Genomic DNA, 18,308 nt, shown 5'->3' with positions numbered 1-18,308 from the left:
GTTAAATTATTTAGTGTAGAAAACCAAATGAGCAGGAATATCTCCTGTGGATACAGAAAACTTCTTTTTACCATTTTTATCAATGGAATATAAAGTTCCTGGCGTAACATAGTCCTTTGCATCGGTGATGTAAACCTCTGATGAGATGGGGTCAACTGCGATTCCGTAAGGCATTACAATTTCTTTATCAGTGCCATCACTAATGAAGCCGCCCGGAATAATGGTTTCATCTTTCACATTGATTTTTGAATAAGAAATTACGTTAGACATGGTTGCATTGCTCCAGGCAGTGCTAATGATGTAAGCAAAATCTTTATCAATTGCGAAATTGCTGGCTTCGATATCGAACTTCCTTTTTACTGCTTCCGTCTTTGTATCAATCACATACAAATTCGATTTTACATCACCATAATTTCCTCGGGAGGTAACATATAAATCACCATATTGATCTGCTTTTACACGGTGAAGATTGATGGCAACATCAATGCGCTTAATTTCTTTACTAGTTGCCAGATCAACAACAGACAAAGTTCGCTCGTAATTGCTGCTGGTATAACCGCCAGAATTGGCTACATAAAGTCTATCGCCAACAACAGCCATTTCCTCGGGCTCACGTCCTACTGTGATTTTAGCATCCAATTTATAAGTTGCCGTATCTACAACAGCAACAAAACCTTCGTAAGCAGTTACATATGCTTTGTTTTTATAAAATGTAAGGTATCTACAGTTCGAAATATCTACCTGAGCTAATTTTTTTGCAGTTTTAACATCAAGGATTTCCAATTTTCCAGATCCATTTACAATTATATAGAGCTTAGAACCATAAATTTTAATGTCATTCCCTACATCGCCCAAACCTAATGTAGCAGATGGGTTTGCTTGTCCGTAAATATTTTTTCTATAAACACCGGTAGCATAATCATAATAATCTATGGATGCTTTATTCGAACCCCAATTCCCTTCGTTTAAAACATATAGTCCATTTACAGCAGTACTGCCCTGCCCAGGAAGTTGAGTTTGTTCTTCAGGAGTGACGCCTTTATCTTTCCGGCAAGACCACAAAATTGTAGCGAGGCAAAGCGCAGTTAATACTTTAATTGATAGCGATTTTTTCATTTTATGTTATTTAAATTTGGTGATAAGTGTGATCCTGAAATTTCTTCCAGGCATAGGATAATTGAGTACCACATCGTAATATTGATTAAATACATTATTCACTTCTGCAGCGATACTATAATTTACTTTTGCGTAACCGAAGGCAAACCTGACAGCCAGATCATGTGTGTACCATGGCTCTACATAGTTTACAGGGATGTTTGCCTTTTGGCTATAACGTTCGCCGGTGTAGATGTAACTGTAATTGAAGCTGATATTTTTATAGTCTAAGCCCAGCATTAGAGCGCCACTATTCAATGGGATGTACGGAATCTGCTGACCAAAAACGGCACTATTCTGCGTAATATCAATGGCCTTTTCATAGGTATAATTAAATTTTGTATTCAAATTGAAACTATTAAAATTCCAGTTGCATTGGATGTTGGTTTCCAAACCTTTGATTTCTACTTTACCCAGGTTAACCATGCTCCACCTAAAGGGGCTAAGCGTAGGAATGGCAATGATTTTATCGCGTACGGTGTTGTAATAAATATCTGTTTGAATAGAAATTTGAGTGAGTTTTACTGCCTTAAAAAATTTGGAATAAGTGAAACCTAAATCGTATTGTTTGGTATATTCTGGACTTAAATTGCTGTTCCCAATCAGCGTGTAGTACAAGTCGTTAAAGGTTGGCATCCTAAAAATAGACTTGTAGAAAGCCCTAAGTCGGAAATCGTTGTTTTTAAATGGCTGCCACGAAGCCATAATTGTCGGTGTATATTCTGTTTTATCGCCAGCTGAGGAATTGGTTTTCACCTGATCATTCACCAACGTTGCCAACACGTTACCTTGGATACTCAGGCGTTGCCAGTTAAATTTTGAAGCAAGAGCGATTAAAGCAGTCTGCCTTTTAGGATAGGCAAAGTTTTCCAGATTGGCATCTAATTGCTGATAACTGTAATCGGTTGATAAGGAAATATCCCAAAATTTAAGAATCTGATATTGATTGGCTAACGATAAATATATTTCTTGCTGGGCATAACGATTGTCTAAAGCGCCAAACAGTGAAACCCTTTCCGGATCGAGATACCGGATAAAATCGTAAGCGTATTTTGCATTTGCCAGGAATTGAAATCTTTGATCTGTTTTACTCTGATAGGAGGATTGAACAAAGAAATTATCATCCCATTGACGCTGGCTAAAGTCAAACTTATTGGCCACAATAGCACCGGGCAAACCCCTCTCGCTATCGTAATTATAAATCCTCAGTTGCCATTTACTACTATCGGCGGTATTGCCAAACAGCGCTGCTTCAAATCTTTTAGCAAGAATATCACCGTTATGCCTTACTACTGTAGTATCATAAACACTGTTGGTGTAACGATATTTATATTTTCCATTCGCCTGAATTAATTCTGCGTTTAGGCTTAGCGATAAACGGTCAGTTAAACGTTGATGAAAAACAACCGATGGATCGAACAATCCAAAGGAGCCGCCCTTTAAACTTAACTTTAAACTTCGGCGCTGGCCAATATCGAATACAGGGCTTTGCGTTTTTAAATAAAGCGAACTGGCAGAGGCGAATGCTTTTGCTGGCATAAGTAGGTCACTTTTCTGACCACTATAAAGTGAAATTTCTTCGAGGTTATCCAACGAATATTTACCCAAATCTACCTGCCCGTTTTGTGCATTTCCTAATTGTATGCCATCATAAAAAACTGCTGTATGGTTACTACCCATACTGCGAACGTTAATGGTTTTTAAGCCACCAATGCCACCGTAATCTTTTAATTGTACTCCAGAAAAGTATCTGATGGCATCAGCAACAGAGAGTGCATTTAATTTTCTTAATGCTGTTCCGCTCAATATTTGCAAGGGTGTTGGCGAAATATTTTGTAATAATTTTCGCTGATGCCGAATCTCGACTTCTTTTAAAATATTTGCTTTTAACGAGTCAGTTTGGGCAACGGCTAACTGAGGCATAAGAATGCCTGTCCAGAAAATGAACGATAGGAAAAGATAATACTTGATGCCATTACAGGCATGTAAAAACCTAAACATTTTGTTGTGAGTTTAATCCCCACAGCAAACAGAATTACAAGAAATGAAAATACGGAATACCGAAAGTACCTCATCTCTAGCTTCAATCCCCGAAAGCTATGAAATATTGCAAGAGGCAGGTCTTCTGACTTACTCCCGGTTTTCTTGCCTTCCCACCTCGAAATCGGGGCAGTGGCTTAAAGAATAGAAAATCCGTTAATGGAGCTTACAGCTGCGGGACAGTTTTGGATTTACACCAAATTCCCTTTTAATTCCGGGTGTTAACCGGAAACCAAAAGCATGGCAAAGGTAGCCAAATTTTGAAAAGATTTTAGAAAAGTTTAGCCACAGTTTAAATTTCTCAGATAGTAAATATTTCTTGCGGTTGTTGGGAACCAACTTCCTCGAGGCGCTAGCATTCGATGCCAGCATAAATTAAACTTTTAAGCTATGTTAGTTAATCAATTTTAACAAGCTCAAAAATTCGTAAAGCTATTTTGCAGAAGCTTATTGTTCTACATCACTAATTTCGATCCATACCGGGCAATGATCGCTTGTTTTTTCCCAGCCCCGAACATGCTTATCTACTCCAGCGCTTAAAAGTTTACTTTCTAGTTGTGGACTCAAAAGAAAGTGATCAATGCGCAAACCGGCGTTACGGCCGTAGGCATTTCTAAAGTAATCGAAAAATGTATAAATCACTTCTTTGGGATACAACTTTCTGATGGCATCTGTCCAGCCTTGCGCTACCAATTTATGAAAAGCTTCACGCACTTCTGGCCTGAAAAGTGCATCATCAACCCATCGTTCGGGTTTATAAACGTCCAATTCAGTCGGCATCACATTGTAATCTCCCGCAAGCACTACAGGTAAATTAAATTCTAAAAGTTTTGCTGCATGGAGTATTAACCGTTCAAACCAAGCCAATTTGTATTCCAATTTTGGCCCCGGCGCAGGATTTCCATTTGGCAAATACAAGCAGCCCACCACAACCCCATTAATCATGGCTTCAATATATCTACTGTGTAAATCTTCAGGATCACCAGGCAAACCCCGTTTAAGTTCCTTTATTTCATGTCCACGAGATAAAATAGCCACCCCATTCCAGCTTTTTTGTCCATGCCAGATAGCGTTATAGCCGGCTTCGAGGATAGCCTCTTCGGGAAATTTCTCATCAGGCGCTTTTAATTCTTGTAAACAAACTACATCAGGCTTCGTTTCTTCGAGCCATTTTAATAAAACTGGCAAACGCCCATTTACGCCGTTTACATTGTAGGTTGCTATTCTCATCTCTGTAAAAAATTGGTGAGGCTAAATTAATGAACAAATTTTTCCCCACAAGTTAAAACGGAATTAAAATTGAACTCGTTGTCACTTAAAAACATCTAAAAATCACGAAAAGCTGATTAATTTTTCATTAATTGAAAGCATTTGTAATTTTTGCGCTTATCTTGCAATTATATTTAATCACTCCCGTTAGTAAATGTCTGAAGTTGCGATAAACATCCCAAAAGGTAACCAGAAGGATATTCATCAGTTATATGATAAGTATGCTGGAATGCTTTTAGGTTTTATAAGAGGTACGGTTCAAGATCATCGAAGATCAGAAGAAATTTTAGTTAAAATTATCTCTGCATTTGTATTGGAAACAAATGGCCAGCCTACTTCCTGGTTGCAGTTAAGGCAATTTGCAAGATTTAAATTGCCCGAATTTTCTTCCATAAATAATGAAAAACTAAACGGTAATCACACGAATAATGAATATTTAAATCTGCTAGATGAGGAGGAGAAATATATTTTCCAAATGGTTTATTATCAAGGAAAGTCTATCAATCAACTTGCAGATTTGTTAAATAAGAGTGAAAATATATTGCGTAACCAGTTGAAATCATCAATAGATAAAATTAGGAAAGCTCGTGGAAATTAAACAACTGATAGATAGCGGCCTAATGGAAACCTATGTTATGGGAGTGGCCACCGACGATGAAATTCAGCAGGTTTTGCTGGCAAAAAAACAGTTTCCAGAATTTGCCGAAGCGTTAACAAAATTAGAAATGGATATGGAAATCCTTGCACAAAGTATGGCTGTTCCGCCTACAGCTAATGTATTATCCAAAATTGAACAAGAAGTAAATGAGATTATACTTCGCGAGCAAAATTTAAAGCCATACACTGAAACTGAAAGCAAATTTAAGCATGCGGAACAAGAAAAAGTTAAGCAAGACCGCTATATAGAAGTTGAGTCCGAATCGAACCAAATGCGCATCAGCAAAGTCTGGAGATGGGTTTTTGCGGCTGTTTTTGTTTTGGGCAAGATATTTTTAGGCTTCGCGATTTACTTTTATTTAGAAAACAGACAGGCACAAGAACAGATTAAAGATTTGAAATTAGAGATTAACCAAATCAAAACAGTTAAGTAATCTATATTGATAAAATATTATTTCCTAAAACGATAACAGGGTTTGCTGGTTATAGTTAATATAATTTAGCAATATGAACAATCAGTCATCAGAAAACGAAAATCCCAAGTTATATATGTTATTGCTGGGCTCAAAAGCGCCCAAAAGAAATGTAGAGCAACACGATTATTTCTTCGGCATTGCCAATACATTAAAAGAATTGGTGCCAGAAATCAAAGCATTTTGGCCTGAGGCTGGCAATAGTATTCATATCGATGGCTGGCGTGAGGTAAACCAGGTTGATGGTTTTCGAATTGAAGTTAAGCCTCGAACGGCTGACCATTCATCCGCTCCCCATAAACTATTTTTTATCAACCTCGGTGGTTATCAATCCGGGAAGTTAGAAGAACAACATTATATCGTTCTTGGGGTAAAAGATGATCGGGCCTCGGCCATTCAGGACGCAAAGAAAACTATTTTTTTCAAAACTAATTCAGTTAAAGGCGCTAACTCACATATTGATGAAAAATATGGTATCGACATTGATGACATTTACAGGGTTGAGGATATTTTAAGCCCGCAGCATAAAGAAAAATACCATATCGAGATTACACCAAACGCTACCCTACCTGATGATGAGATCCATTTAGGCTATTTTAAACTTGATAAAATTTAGAAATACGTACTCCTTAAATATCTATGCTAAACCTTTCTAATTAAAACATGTTATTAGTTTACAACAAAAACCAATAATATGAAAAAGTTAGTTTATTTGATGGCCGTATCCGTTTCGGCCTTAGCATTTCAAGCATGTGGCGGTGGAAATAAAGACGCCAAAGAAACAGCTGATAGCTTAAACATGAGTAAAGATACCACAAGCAACGCGGCTGCAACTGGTGGCATATCAGTTGACAATGAAGATGCAAAATTTGCAACACAGGCAGCAGTAGGCGGCATGGCAGAAGTTGAATTGGGCAAACTTGCCCTACAAAAAAGCAGCAATGCACAGGTAAAAGAGTTTGCTACCATGATGGTAAATGATCATGGAAAAGCAAATACCGAATTAATGGAAATTGCTGCTGCTAAAAATATCACTTTGCCATCGACTGTTGATGATGACCACAAAAAGAAAATGGACGATTTGAGTAAAAAGTCAGGATCTGATTTTGATAAAGCTTATGTTGATGCCATGGTTGATGGACATAAATCGACTTTAAAATTGATGGAAGATGAATCGAAAGATGGCGCTGATGCAGAACTTAAAGCTTTTGCTACCAAAACGGCTCCGGTAGTACAAACGCATTTAACTATGATCAATAAAATTAAAGATGGAATGAAATAAAATTTCCATCCCAATAAAAAAATCGAGGCAAATCCCTCGATTTTTTTATGCGCTTATTTTTTTCATTACCTGTTCCGACGCTGCTTCGCAGAAGTCAATCCCCGAATAATCGGGATTATAGCCACCTATGTATGGAACAGCCATAATAAAAACACGTTCACTGGCAACACCATCTTCGTCCACTACCTGAAAATAATCGTTAATGGTAATCCCTGGAACACGTAGAGAGAAATGACCATTCTCCGTTTTCTCCACTAATTTATTTCCTTTTTTGTAAGCTGCAGTTCCTTTTTTTATATCCTTAAAGTTCAATTTTGCAGGGCTAACAATACCCCCGTCAATTAAACCTTGAAAAGGAAAATCTTCAAACGATAAATGAGGCTGCCCTACACAATCGACAAACATTTTATAATGCTTGGCAATTTGTTTCCCATTTTCGTCTTCATAATAGTAAGTAGCACCACCTTTAGCATTTGGCTCTACCCTGCTATCTTCGCCAACAGATACAATATCAAGCACACCGGCATCGTGAAGCGCCATTAAATCGCGACAAGAACTTTGAGGAACAAAAGCAATTACAATTGAAATGAGTGGCATTAATACTTTTTGAAGCCTTTGCATATCTTCAGCAGGAAGATATTTTGCAGGGTAATTCATAGCGAAACTCAATACTGCCAAAACCTCTTTCCAATAAATTGATTCTCTTTTTTCGATCGATTTTTCTGCTTCCGCATATTCTTTCTTAAACAAATCGAATGGCGGCAATTTCTCTCGATAATCCATCATGGCCTCCACGAAAGTTTCAAGATCCATATCTTTTATCCGTTCGTAAAACTTCGGCTCTTTCTTTTTAAATTGTTGTTTAAAGTTTCGGTCAAAAACAAAATCCAGGGAAATAAAACCTCCGTTTTTCTTGATATGATCTTGTACCTGCTTTTTGGTGAGCGTATCATCTTTTCCTAAATGGCTATCTTCCAAATGAAACCTAATGGCTGGTAAAAGGCCATTTCTGGAGTGCATGATAATTTTAAATTTACTGCTATTAGCATCTAATTTGAAAAGATAGGTCCCATCGTCATTCTGTGTAAACTTACCGTTGCTACGGGCAAGTGTTCGTATAGCGTCAACCGCGGTAAGAGATGATCCTTTAAGTGCTATAGAATGGTTACAACGTAAAGTCACCTTTTTTGGTGGGTATGGCGAATCGAAATAGTTCGGAATTTTTCCTTCATGTTTTTTGGGCCAATTGTGGCCGGTACAAATTATAATTTCATCAAAAATTCCATCCTCTTTTCCATCTACTTTTACCTTAACCTTTTTTGTACCTTTATCATCCAGAATATCCGTTATCGTGGTGTTTAAATGAACTTTTGTAATAATGGATTTTTTTTCTGCTTGTTTAATCAGCAAATCGAACTGTGCAGAAAGGTATTCTCCAAAAAATAATCGAGGCAAAACCTTGTACTCATTAAATTTTTCAGAATCAATGTCGAACTTTTTTAAAATACTTTTTGGGGCAATTTTAACCCAATCTTCTATAGAATTGAAAATAATGGGTATTTCATTATCAGATACATTTGTGATATGTTCTACTTCTGCACCTTCACTACTGTAAGGCATACCGGCGCCAAGATGTGCTTTCCGTTCAAAAATTTCTATCTTCAGATTTTTTAGTTCAGACTCAATAAGTCTCTTATACATAAAAAGGCCACTGGGGCCTCCACCAAGTATAGCAATTCTTTTTTTAGCAGTTTTTAGGCTCATTTAATGATGTAAAAAGGCGATATAATTAAAAAGTTTCTTTGAATTATAAAGAAACCTTTCTTACAATCATTAAAAACGAAAATTGTTTTGATGCAATATTAAAAACCAGCTCGATTAGCGCATCACCTTTTGACGGTTTTCTCGATGTAAAAGCTCATTAATTGCAGCCTGAAGTTTAGAAAACATCACCGGCTTCACTAGGAACATGTCTCCGTTAGCCCCAAAGGCCTCTAAAGCATATTGATCGTACGAGGTTACAAAAAATATAAACCTCACTTTATCGCGAAGTAACTTTGCAACATCCAATCCACTGATATCCATTTTAATATCTAAAAATAAAAAGTCGATCTTATCTTCATCCTTAATGTTAATAATAGCTTCAGCTGGTTCGGTATAAGTTTCGGTTACATGCAGCCCTGGTATTTGATCTAGGAAGTTGGCGAGAACATCTATGCTGAGTTGATCATCATCAACGATTACACATCTATATAAAGTATTTTTTGAGTAGTCCATTTAGATTTTTTTTAGGATAGGAAGCAAACCATAAGCCAAATACTGTGTTACAAGCTGTAGTTTTTGGACTACATCGATGTTTTCACTCCTTTATTATCGAAAACCTTCTTGATTAATTATGGTTATAAAAAAATAACGAGCTATGGCAGGATTAGAAAGATTTATTTCGGCACAGGAAAAAGACCATGAACTAGCGCTTTCAGAAATAAAAAGAGGAAAGAAAGCCAGTCATTGGATGTGGTATATATTTCCTCAAATTATGGGCCTAGGCCACAGTGAAACCGCTAAATTTTATTCGCTACGCGATCTAAAGGAAGCGCAAGATTTTTTAGAGCATCCAACACTTGGAAAAAGATTAATAGAAATTACAGCGGAAGTGATCAAACATAAAAACAAAACTGCCCATGAAATTTTTGGATTTCCTGATGATTTGAAATTTCACTCATCGATGACATTATTTTCTATGATACCTGGAAGCGATGCGATATTCAATACCGCATTGCAGACGTTTTTCAACGGCAGGCCAGATATAAAAACAATTGAAATTGCACACAATAATTTGGATAGATTAAAACCAATGTGCTAAATTGCTGTTTCAATTATAATTCATTCATGTTTGAGCGCATGTTTGGGTTTAGATATGGGATAGGCCGAATGCCTATCCTTTTTTTGTTCAGTCTACGACACATAAAATATTAAACATTCTGCAGACTTCAATTTCTATACAAATTCACGATATTAAAATTGATGCAAAAAGATTAGCCATAGTTGATAGTAGATATTTGAGACTGGCCTTTGAGTTATCAACATTTATTGCAATTTGTGTAAAATTATTTTTTTCAACCAAACTAACATTTCACTAAATTGTTTTCCATAAACAAGAGACAAAAAAGTCCTGTGAGCGGGTGATCCGCGGAGGGCAGGCACACCATAAAAAGGAAAATCCTTTTAAAAAAAAGATAGCCACTTATTTCAAAATGAGTGGCTATTCTTATTTCTATTGATCTAAGTCGTTTAGCCTATCTAATTCAATGTTTAATAGTTGATTGTCAAAAGCTATAGTGCAGCAAGTCTAAAGGTTATTTTAACCTAACGATAAGTGAAAATTATTTGAGAATCTATTTATTAAATCAATCCTTCAATTATCTACCATTGACATTATTATTTCCGTCATTGCCTGTCGACGGCAGGCAATGACGACTATCTTTTTTAATAATTTTTATCTCCAAAAACCATGAACGGTCGTCATCCTCAGCTTGTCTGGGGATCTTAATCCCATTTCCTTTATACTGTTTTAAGATTCCCGCCTTCGCGAGAATGACGAGGTGTCTGATAAAGAAGAGCTGCTTTCGAAACTTGGAAAACATATAGCGGCCAAATCATGCGTTTATGTAAAAAAAATGGGAGATATTAATATAGAAGTATTAAAACTAGTTATAAAAAAACTCCATAACTGCTATCCAAAATCAGTATCCGGCGTTAACGAAATAAACATTGTTGTAAATAAGAAGTTACGCTTAGTAAAATTAAATTTTCCAATATTTGAACTTCTCATATTTCAACTAAAACCAAGGAAATGATTAAAAAACTACGATTTTATTTTTTAATAGCAGGAGTGTGCATTTCAATCCATGCAAATTCGCAAGATGCTATTAGTTATCAAACTCCCCCAAAAGAAATAGCTGATTTACTACTGGCAAAACCTACTCCGGGTGTAAGTATAGATGGTAAAGCCGAGTGGATATTATTTAGCGAACGCAACTCTTATCCTTCTGTTGAAGAGTTGGCGATGCCAGAATATCGTATTGCAGGATTAAGGCTAAACCCCAACAATTATTCGCCTAGCAGACAGAACTATATAAACAATTTCAGTCTGAAAAATATCAAATCAAACCAGACTTTTCAGGTCACCGGTTTGCCCAGTCCTTTATATGCAGGCAACATAAGCTGGAATCCGGCGGAGAATAAGATCGCTTTTACAAACACTACACAGAAAGGTGTTGATTTGTATGTGATTGATATGGCGACAAAAAAAGCCATGAAAATTAACAAAGCATTTTTAAACGTTGTTTTAGGAAGTGGATTAACCTGGTTAAATGATAATACCATTGTTTATCGCACGGTTACTAAACCAGCAAGCGCAGCACCAACAAAACCATTAATGCCGAAAGGTCCAACCATTCAACAAAACTTAGGAAAGGCTGCTCCAAGTGCTACTTACCAGGATTTGATTAAATCTCCTTTTGATGAGCAACTTTTCGAATTCTTTGCGACTTCGCAACTGGTTAAAAATACTGCTGGTGTAGAAACGCCTATTGGCAAGCCAGCCATTTATCAACGCGTAAATATCTCTCCAGATAAAAACTACATGATGTTAGAAACCATTCGCAAACCATTTTCTTACCTGGTTTCGGCTTTTGGCTTTCCATCAACGGTAACCATTACCGATTTAACAGGTAAACCGTTAAAAGTTATTGCCGAATTACCATCATCAGAAGGAACGCCATCAGGTTACGACAATACACAAAATGTGGCTCGCGGCTTTGATTGGAGAGATGATGAACCTGCAACCATCATTTGGGCAAAACCGCTTGATAGTGGCTTAATCAAAAAAAATGTACCATTCCATGATGCAGTTTATGCTTTAAGTGCTCCATTTACCGGAACAGAAAAAGAATTGTTTAAAACGCAAACTCGTTTCCGTGGCGTGCAGTGGGGCGATGCAAACCTCGCCTTGATTATGGAAGGCTTGAGAAGCAAACAAACTTCTAAAGTGAGCAGATACAACCCGGTAACAGGAGCTGTTGAAGAACTCTATAGTCGAAACCAAACAGATGCCTACGGAAATCCAGGCTCGCCTGTTACGGTAAAAAATAAGTATGGCCGCCAGGTGATTAAAACTGTTGATAACGGCACAAAAATACTAATGAACAATCCTGTAGGCTCATCAGAAAAAGGCGATTTACCTTTCTTAGCTAAATTTGATTTATCAACCAAAAAGAATGAGATCATTTGGCGAAGCGCAGAAGGAACTTTCGAATATGTGAGTGACGTAATTAATCCTGATAAATTGGTTTTACTTACCCGTAAGGAAAGTCAGAAATTGGTCCCTAATTATTTTATTAAAAATTTAATGCTTCGGATAGCAGATCAGCCGATTACTGATTTTGCAAACCCATATCCTTCACTAGACGGCATCACCAAAGAAAAAATATCTTACAAACGTGCCGATGGTGTAGATTTAACAGGCGATTTGTATTTACCAAAAGGTTACAACAAAGATAAAAACGGACCATTACCAACATTGATCTGGGCTTACCCACGTGAGTTTAATTCTGCAGCAGATGCAGCCCAAATCAGAGGTTCGAAAGATAAATTTACCGCCATTAGTTGGGGCTCACCAATTTATTGGGTAACTCGGGGATATGCCATTTTAGATAATGCGGAAATGCCAATCGTAGCAAAAGATGGTAAAAAGCCTAACGATACTTTTATAGAACAGTTGAAGTTAAATGCAGAAGCCGCAATAAAAAAGCTATCTGATTTAGGTGTTGGAGATAAAAAACGGATGGCTGTAGGCGGCCATAGTTATGGCGCTTTTATGACGGCTAATTTATTGGCCCACACCGATCTTTTTGCAGCAGGAATTGCCAGAAGTGGTGCTTATAACCGAACTTTGACACCATTTGGCTTTCAAAATGAGGAACGCACATACTGGCAGGTACCACAATTATACTATGAGATGAGTCCTTTCAGTTATGCAGACAAGATAAAAACACCGCTTCTATTAATTCACGGTGATTCTGATGACAACCCAGGAACATTCCCAATTAACAGTGAGCGTTTGTTCAATGCCATAAAAGGTGCAGGCGGAACTACACGTTTTGTATTCTTGCCTTATGAAGCGCATGGATACCGTGGTAAAGAAAATATCCTCCACACCCTTTGGGAAGAAGATCAATGGTTGGAAAAATATGTTAAAGGCAAAAAATAGTATCTCTCTATCGTTATAAGTTAAAAGCTCCGAAATTTCTCGGAGCTTTTTTTATGTCTAGCGAAGCTGAATCATTTTTATTTCAAAAATTCTGTCATTTAGGCTTACATTTATCTCATCAAAATTGAACATTACAACTACTTATTTGTTTAAATGCCATGGACTATATCGATTACTATAAAATCCTTGATTTAAAGAAAGATGCCTCAACTGATGATATCAAAAAAGCATATCGAAAGTTAGCAAGAAAACATCATCCCGATTTAAATCCAAATAATGAAGAAGCCAACAAAAAATTTCAGCAGATAAATGAGGCCAATGAAGTTTTAAGTGATCCGGATAAGCGAAAAAAATACGATAAGTACGGAAAAGATTGGCAGCACGCTGATCAGCTAGATGCACAGGAACAACAGCGCCGGCAATATCAGTCTCAGGGTAGTGGCTACGGTGGTGGTAGCAGTTATTCTGGCGGCTTTGGTGGAGAAGACTTCTCTGATTTTTTCTCATCCATGTTTGGCGGCGGTGGCGGTCGCAGCAGTCGCAACTCCCCGTTTAAAGGGCAAGATTATAATGCAGATTTACAGCTTAATTTGGTAGATGCTTACACTACGCATAAGCAAACTTTAACGGTTAATGGCAAACAAGTCCGTATCAATATTCCAGCTGGAGTAGAAAATGGACAAAAAATTAAATTGGCAGGATATGGAGCGCCAGGCATAAACAATGGCCCTCCCGGAGATTTATACATCAAATTTAATATCAGCGATCATCCCCGATTTAAAAGAAAGGGTAATGATATTTATATACAGGAAGAGGTAGATTTATACACTGCAATTTTAGGAGGGGAAAAAATTGTGGAAACCCTTAATGGAAAGGTGAAATTAAAAATACCAGAAGGTACCCAACCTGATACCACCTTACGTTTAAAAGGAAAAGGTTTCCCTATTTACAAAAAAGAAGGCCAATTTGGGGATTTATATGTAAAGTGGCAGGTTAAGTTGCCGACCAATCTTAATACTGAACAAAAAGAATTATTCGAAAAACTTTCCAAAAGCTAAACAATATGGAAAACAATCTGATATCAATTGAGGATGTTTGCGTACATCATCAGGTACAAATAAATTTTATTCGGTCTTTAGAAGACTTTGGTTTGATTCACACTACAGTAATCAAAAAAAGCATTTGGCTGGATAGTGATGAACTTTCAAAGCTAGAAAAATACCTGCGTTTGAGCCACGATTTAGACATTAACCTGGAAGGATTGCATGCTGTTGCTCACTTATTAACTCAGTTGGATGATATGCAGGAAGAGATTCTATCTCTCAGAAACGAACTAAATTATTATAAGCAAATCAATTAATTAGCAAAGACAATCGTTTGTGCAAAAATTTGATGTAAAAGCAGTGACCAAAACGCATTTTTTTTAGGATTAGTTTCTTAAATTGGCAATCTAATTTTCAAAAAAATGAGTGATTTGTCTAACAGCTTCATCGAAAAAATAAAATTATCTTACGCACCAACCGGCTCTTATATTTATTTAGGGGCAGGAATGTTAGAGGGGCAAGTTTACGGAGATGCAGAAGTAAACCTGTCTTTAAAGATGATGAATAGGCATGGGCTCATTGCTGGTGCTACCGGTACCGGAAAAACAAGGACACTGCAGTTACTTGCTGAGCAGCTTTCAGATGCGGGTGTTCCGGTTTTCATGTTAGATGTAAAGGGTGACTTATCCGGTTTAAACCAGGCGGGGGCCATCAATCCAAAAATCGAAGAACGATCTCAACAGCTCAATAAACCTTTTTCTCCTTCAGGATTTCCGTTAGAAATATATTCTTTGTCTGGCAAAATGGGTGCTCAAATGAGGGCTACCGTTTTGGAGTTTGGGCCTACCCTTTTATCAAAGGTGTTGGATTTAAACGATACGCAATCGGGCGTAATGGCAGTAATTTTTAAATATGCTGACGACAATAAAATGCCGATCATCGATTTAAATGATTTAAAAAAGCTGGTTTCTTATCTATCTGAAGGTGCTGGTGCAGCAGAAATTAAAGAGAGTTACGGCAGCATTTCTACCTCAACATCTGGCACCATTCTTCGAAAAATTGTAGCCATTGAGCAGCAAGGTTTAGGCGGAATGTTTGGAGAAAAATCATTTGATATCCAGGATTTATTTGAACGTGTAGATGGAAAAGGAATAATTAGTTTGTTAAATATTTCAGATGTTCAAAACCAACCCGTTTTATACTCCACATTTTTATTGAGTTTATTAGCAGAGTTATTTAATACAATGCCCGAGGTTGGTGATTTGGATAAACCAAAACTGGTATTCTTTTTCGATGAAGCCCATCTGCTATTTAAGAATTCATCGAAGGCATTCTTAGAGCAAATCGAAACCATAATCAGATTAATCAGATCAAAAGGAATTGGCGTTTTCTTTTGTACACAAGCACCAACAGATGTACCCGAAAGTGTGTTAGGGCAGTTGGGCAACCGAGTGCAACATGCTTTGAGAGCATTTACACCAAACGATGTTGATGCACTAAAGAAAACGGTAAACACTTATCCAAAATCAGAATTTTACGAAATCGATAAGGTATTAACTTCGCTGGGTACTGGTCAGGCATTAATTACGGTACTGAATGAAAAAGGAATCCCTACAGAAGTTTCGGCAACCATGCTTACCCCTCCCCGGGCATTGATGGGTCCGTTGACTACTGCAGATCTCGATAAAGTGATTCAATCAAGTCAGATGTATGCGAAATACAAAGACGCGATCGACCCGGAAAGTGCTTATGATATTTTAACCAAACGAATTAACGAACAGACCGCAGCAGCAGAACAAGAGAAACAAGAGGTTGAGGCAAAAAAACAAGAGGAAGCCGAAAATAAACCAAAGCCAGGTGAAAAAAGTATTGTTGAACAGGTAATGGGCGCTACAATTACACGCCAAATTGGTAAAGAAATTGTAAGAGGGATTTTCGGTATGCTAACAGGGAAAAAAACCAGAAGTAAAAGCGGTGGCTTCTTTGGTTTTTAAAATAAATTTAATGCAATAGTACAAAACACCTATATAATAATTAACGCTCAAAAGAGTATTTTCGCGATGTAATGTTCTCTAGCTACTGATATTAATTGTAGCGAAAGAGATTGATTAGCTCATAAAAAAAGATAAAGAATGAAACCTACCTTATTAATACTGGCAGCTGGAATGGCAAGCCGTTATGGAAGTATGAAACAAATTGATGGCTTTGGCCCGAATGGCGAAACCATTATCGATTATTCAATCTACGATGCTATTAACGCTGGCTTTGGTAAAGTTGTATTTATCATTAAAGAAGAATTTGTAGAAAATTTCAAAGCTATTTTCGAACCTAAACTACAAGGAAAAATTGAAACAGACTATGTTTTTCAAAACTTTGATTTAAAGCAATTTGGTATCGAGGAAGAAATTTACAGAGAAAAGCCTTGGGGAACAGCACATGCTATTTTATCAGGCAGAGAAGCAGTTAAAGAGCCATTTTGCGTAATTAACGCTGATGACTATTATGGTTTTGATGCTTTCAAAAAGATGGCTGACTTTTTAAATACCGAGGCTACAGATAGCAATTTCTCAATCATTGGTTATGAAATAGGAAAAACACTTTCTGAGTTTGGGGCCGTATCAAGAGGAGTTTGTAAAGTAGATGAATCGGGCAACTTAACCGAAATTGTGGAACGTACAAAAGTTTACCCTAAAGATGGGAAAATTTTCTATGAGGAAGATGGAGAAGAATTCCCATTAGATTTTAGCACACCAGTTTCGATGAACTTCTGGGGCTTTACTCCTGCTGTTTTCAAAATTACTGAAGAATTGTTTGTTGAGTTTGCAAAGGCAAACAAAGATAAACCTAAAGCAGAATTTTTTATTCCTTTAATTGGCGAAAACCTGGTTAAAAGTAATACCGCAACTTTTAAAGTAGTACCAACTTCTAACAAATGGTTTGGCGTAACCTATAAGGAAGATAAACCTTTTGTTCAGGATTCAATTGATCAATTGGTTAAAAACGGAACATATCCGACTAAATTATGGAGCTAGATTTAGACTCCCAAGTTTTAAGCGCATACGGATATACCAAAGAAAATATTCAAATAACACAAATAGGTACGGGTTTAATTAACCGTACTTATTTGCTTTCGCCCCTATCGGAAGACAAAAAGTATATCCTTCAAAACATTAATACTTCGGTTTTTAAAAATCCACAAGCAATTGCGAATAATCTAAAAGCAATAGCCGATTATTTATCAAAAAATTATAAAGATTATCTATTTATTAAACCAATTTCTACCCAAAGTGGCGAAGAAATGGCTTTGATTCAGAACGAATATTGGAGGATGTTGCCATTTGTTTCTGATACTGTTTCGCTTGACGTGTTAAGCGATCCGAAACAAGCTTATGAAGCAGCAAAACAATTTGGAAAATTAAGCAGGTTATTAAATAATTTCAATACCACCTCAATTAAACCTACCATACCAGGCTTTCATGATTTGGGTTTGCGTTATGAGCAATTTATGCTGGCTTTGAACCAAACCAGCAAACAATTTAAAGGCTTGGCAAAGCTAGAAATAGAAAGTGCGCTCCATCACCGCTATATTCTTGATTATTACAATTCCTACACGCATCGTAGCGACTTTCCTGATCGTGTAATGCATCACGATACAAAAATAAGCAACGTACTTTTAGATGCCGAAACTTATATCGGTGTCTGCGTAATCGACCTCGATACCATTATGCCTGGGAAATTCATTTCCGACTTAGGCGATATGATGCGTACTTATCTTTGTGCTTATTCGGAAAATGAAACTGATTTAAGCAGAATTAAAATCAGACTCCCTTATTTTGAAGCCATGGTTAAGGGCTATTTATCTGAAATGAAAAGCATCCTTACTGAGACTGAGAAAGAACTCATTTTATTTTCAGGAAAGTATATTATATATATGCAAGCCTTGAGATTTTTGACCGATTACCTCAATGGAAACGTATATTATCCTATCTCATACCCTACACAAAACTTAGATAGAACAAAAAATCAATTTAAGCTATTAAGCGAATTATCCCTAAACCAGAAAGACTTACAGGATGTTATTGAAGAACATTTAGTTTAGGCTGCAAGCAAACCATCCT

16 protein-coding genes and 1 riboswitch are annotated in these 18,308 nt (G+C 36.9%); of the genes, 11 read left to right on the top strand and 5 right to left on the bottom strand.

Annotated features, from left to right (window positions below):
• Positions 1–6: 6 nt before the first annotated feature.
• The 3 genes from ASE92_RS02815 to xth all read right to left on the bottom strand — a co-directional run bounded on the left by ASE92_RS02815 (position 7) and on the right by xth (position 4,425).
• On the bottom strand, positions 7–1,116 hold the full coding sequence (locus ASE92_RS02815; RefSeq protein ID WP_056848562.1) for a YncE family protein: 1,110 nt from the start codon (positions 1,114–1,116) through the stop codon (positions 7–9).
• A gap of 6 nt (positions 1,117–1,122) precedes the next feature.
• A complete protein-coding gene (locus ASE92_RS02810; protein ID WP_056848561.1) occupies positions 1,123–3,156 on the bottom strand; it encodes a TonB-dependent siderophore receptor in 2,034 nt (677 codons plus the stop codon).
• A gap of 96 nt (positions 3,157–3,252) precedes the next feature.
• A riboswitch (cobalamin riboswitch) is annotated at positions 3,253–3,447 on the bottom strand.
• A 195-nt stretch (positions 3,448–3,642) separates the two neighbouring features.
• On the bottom strand, positions 3,643–4,425 hold the full coding sequence (gene xth / locus ASE92_RS02800; RefSeq protein ID WP_056848559.1) for an exodeoxyribonuclease III: 783 nt from the start codon (positions 4,423–4,425) through the stop codon (positions 3,643–3,645).
• A gap of 193 nt (positions 4,426–4,618) precedes the next feature.
• Here xth and ASE92_RS02795 point away from each other — a divergent pair, with 193 nt between their 5' ends.
• The 4 genes from ASE92_RS02795 (at position 4,619) to ASE92_RS02780 (ending at position 6,876) form a co-directional block, all read left to right on the top strand.
• The gene (locus ASE92_RS02795; RefSeq protein WP_056848558.1) at positions 4,619–5,062 is read left to right on the top strand and encodes an RNA polymerase sigma factor; all 444 of its coding nucleotides are present in this window, start codon (positions 4,619–4,621) and stop codon (positions 5,060–5,062) included.
• Positions 5,052–5,555 carry a hypothetical protein gene (locus ASE92_RS02790; protein ID WP_056848557.1) on the top strand — a complete coding sequence of 168 codons (504 nt, stop codon included), beginning with the start codon at positions 5,052–5,054 and terminating at the stop codon, positions 5,553–5,555. Before ASE92_RS02795 ends, ASE92_RS02790 begins: the two co-directional genes overlap by 11 nt.
• Before the next feature lie 73 nt (positions 5,556–5,628).
• Entirely contained in the window at positions 5,629–6,210 is a 582-nt protein-coding gene (locus ASE92_RS02785) for a DUF1543 domain-containing protein (protein ID WP_056848556.1), read from the top strand.
• A 78-nt stretch (positions 6,211–6,288) separates the two neighbouring features.
• On the top strand, positions 6,289–6,876 hold the full coding sequence (locus ASE92_RS02780) for a DUF4142 domain-containing protein (RefSeq protein ID WP_056848555.1): 588 nt from the start codon (positions 6,289–6,291) through the stop codon (positions 6,874–6,876).
• A 45-nt stretch (positions 6,877–6,921) separates the two neighbouring features.
• Here ASE92_RS02780 and ASE92_RS02775 read toward each other — a convergent pair whose 3' ends face one another.
• Together ASE92_RS02775 and ASE92_RS02770 are read right to left on the bottom strand one after the other, a co-directional pair.
• The gene (locus ASE92_RS02775; protein WP_056848554.1) at positions 6,922–8,640 is read right to left on the bottom strand and encodes an FAD/NAD(P)-binding protein; all 1,719 of its coding nucleotides are present in this window, start codon (positions 8,638–8,640) and stop codon (positions 6,922–6,924) included.
• A 114-nt stretch (positions 8,641–8,754) separates the two neighbouring features.
• A complete protein-coding gene (locus ASE92_RS02770; protein ID WP_056848553.1) occupies positions 8,755–9,153 on the bottom strand; it encodes a LytTR family DNA-binding domain-containing protein in 399 nt (132 codons plus the stop codon).
• A gap of 142 nt (positions 9,154–9,295) precedes the next feature.
• Here ASE92_RS02770 and ASE92_RS02765 point away from each other — a divergent pair, with 142 nt between their 5' ends.
• The 7 genes from ASE92_RS02765 (at position 9,296) to ASE92_RS02725 (ending at position 18,289) form a co-directional block, all read left to right on the top strand.
• Entirely contained in the window at positions 9,296–9,739 is a 444-nt protein-coding gene (locus tag ASE92_RS02765; protein WP_056848552.1) for a DUF1810 domain-containing protein, read from the top strand.
• Between the two features lie 990 nt (positions 9,740–10,729).
• Complete coding sequence (locus ASE92_RS02750) at positions 10,730–13,147, top strand: S9 family peptidase (RefSeq protein ID WP_056848549.1); 2,418 nt, start codon at positions 10,730–10,732, stop codon at positions 13,145–13,147.
• A 158-nt stretch (positions 13,148–13,305) separates the two neighbouring features.
• Entirely contained in the window at positions 13,306–14,205 is a 900-nt protein-coding gene (locus tag ASE92_RS02745) for a DnaJ C-terminal domain-containing protein (protein ID WP_056848548.1), read from the top strand.
• A 5-nt stretch (positions 14,206–14,210) separates the two neighbouring features.
• On the top strand, positions 14,211–14,507 hold the full coding sequence (locus tag ASE92_RS02740; protein ID WP_056848547.1) for a chaperone modulator CbpM: 297 nt from the start codon (positions 14,211–14,213) through the stop codon (positions 14,505–14,507).
• Positions 14,508–14,612: 105 nt separating this feature from the next.
• Positions 14,613–16,184 carry a helicase HerA-like domain-containing protein gene (locus ASE92_RS02735; RefSeq protein WP_056848546.1) on the top strand — a complete coding sequence of 524 codons (1,572 nt, stop codon included), beginning with the start codon at positions 14,613–14,615 and terminating at the stop codon, positions 16,182–16,184.
• Positions 16,185–16,322: 138 nt separating this feature from the next.
• Positions 16,323–17,222, top strand: a complete 900-nt coding sequence (locus tag ASE92_RS02730; protein ID WP_056848545.1) for a sugar phosphate nucleotidyltransferase — start codon at positions 16,323–16,325, stop codon at positions 17,220–17,222.
• Positions 17,213–18,289, top strand: coding sequence for a phosphotransferase enzyme family protein (locus ASE92_RS02725; protein WP_056848544.1), 1,077 nt, complete (start codon positions 17,213–17,215; stop codon positions 18,287–18,289). Before ASE92_RS02730 ends, ASE92_RS02725 begins: the two co-directional genes overlap by 10 nt.
• Positions 18,290–18,308 lie beyond the last annotated feature (19 nt).

Origin of the sequence: Pedobacter sp. Leaf41, assembly GCF_001422545.1 — a bacterium.
Lineage (GTDB): Bacteria > Bacteroidota > Bacteroidia > Sphingobacteriales > Sphingobacteriaceae > Pedobacter.
The sequence above is the reverse complement of the archived record's forward strand: the minus strand, read 5'-3'. Positions and strand labels throughout refer to the sequence as shown.

Bases quoted from the DNA above. Each gene is read 5' to 3' on its own strand.
- ASE92_RS02785 (WP_056848556.1), top strand. From the start codon at position 5,629: ATGAACAATCAGTCATCAGAAAACGAAAATCCCAAGTTATATATGTTA.
- xth (WP_056848559.1), bottom strand. From the start codon at position 4,425: ATGAGAATAGCAACCTACAATGTAAACGGCGTAAATGGGCGTTTGCCA.
- ASE92_RS02740 (WP_056848547.1), top strand. From the start codon at position 14,211: ATGGAAAACAATCTGATATCAATTGAGGATGTTTGCGTACATCATCAG.
- ASE92_RS02765 (WP_056848552.1), top strand. From the start codon at position 9,296: ATGGCAGGATTAGAAAGATTTATTTCGGCACAGGAAAAAGACCATGAA.
- ASE92_RS02815 (WP_056848562.1), bottom strand. From the start codon at position 1,116: ATGAAAAAATCGCTATCAATTAAAGTATTAACTGCGCTTTGCCTCGCT.
- ASE92_RS02725 (WP_056848544.1), top strand. From the start codon at position 17,213: ATGGAGCTAGATTTAGACTCCCAAGTTTTAAGCGCATACGGATATACC.
- ASE92_RS02730 (WP_056848545.1), top strand. From the start codon at position 16,323: ATGAAACCTACCTTATTAATACTGGCAGCTGGAATGGCAAGCCGTTAT.
- ASE92_RS02750 (WP_056848549.1), top strand. From the start codon at position 10,730: ATGATTAAAAAACTACGATTTTATTTTTTAATAGCAGGAGTGTGCATT.
- ASE92_RS02795 (WP_056848558.1), top strand. From the start codon at position 4,619: ATGTCTGAAGTTGCGATAAACATCCCAAAAGGTAACCAGAAGGATATT.
- ASE92_RS02770 (WP_056848553.1), bottom strand. From the start codon at position 9,153: ATGGACTACTCAAAAAATACTTTATATAGATGTGTAATCGTTGATGAT.
- ASE92_RS02780 (WP_056848555.1), top strand. From the start codon at position 6,289: ATGAAAAAGTTAGTTTATTTGATGGCCGTATCCGTTTCGGCCTTAGCA.
- ASE92_RS02775 (WP_056848554.1), bottom strand. From the start codon at position 8,640: ATGAGCCTAAAAACTGCTAAAAAAAGAATTGCTATACTTGGTGGAGGC.
- ASE92_RS02735 (WP_056848546.1), top strand. From the start codon at position 14,613: ATGAGTGATTTGTCTAACAGCTTCATCGAAAAAATAAAATTATCTTAC.
- ASE92_RS02745 (WP_056848548.1), top strand. From the start codon at position 13,306: ATGGACTATATCGATTACTATAAAATCCTTGATTTAAAGAAAGATGCC.
- ASE92_RS02810 (WP_056848561.1), bottom strand. From the start codon at position 3,156: ATGTTTAGGTTTTTACATGCCTGTAATGGCATCAAGTATTATCTTTTC.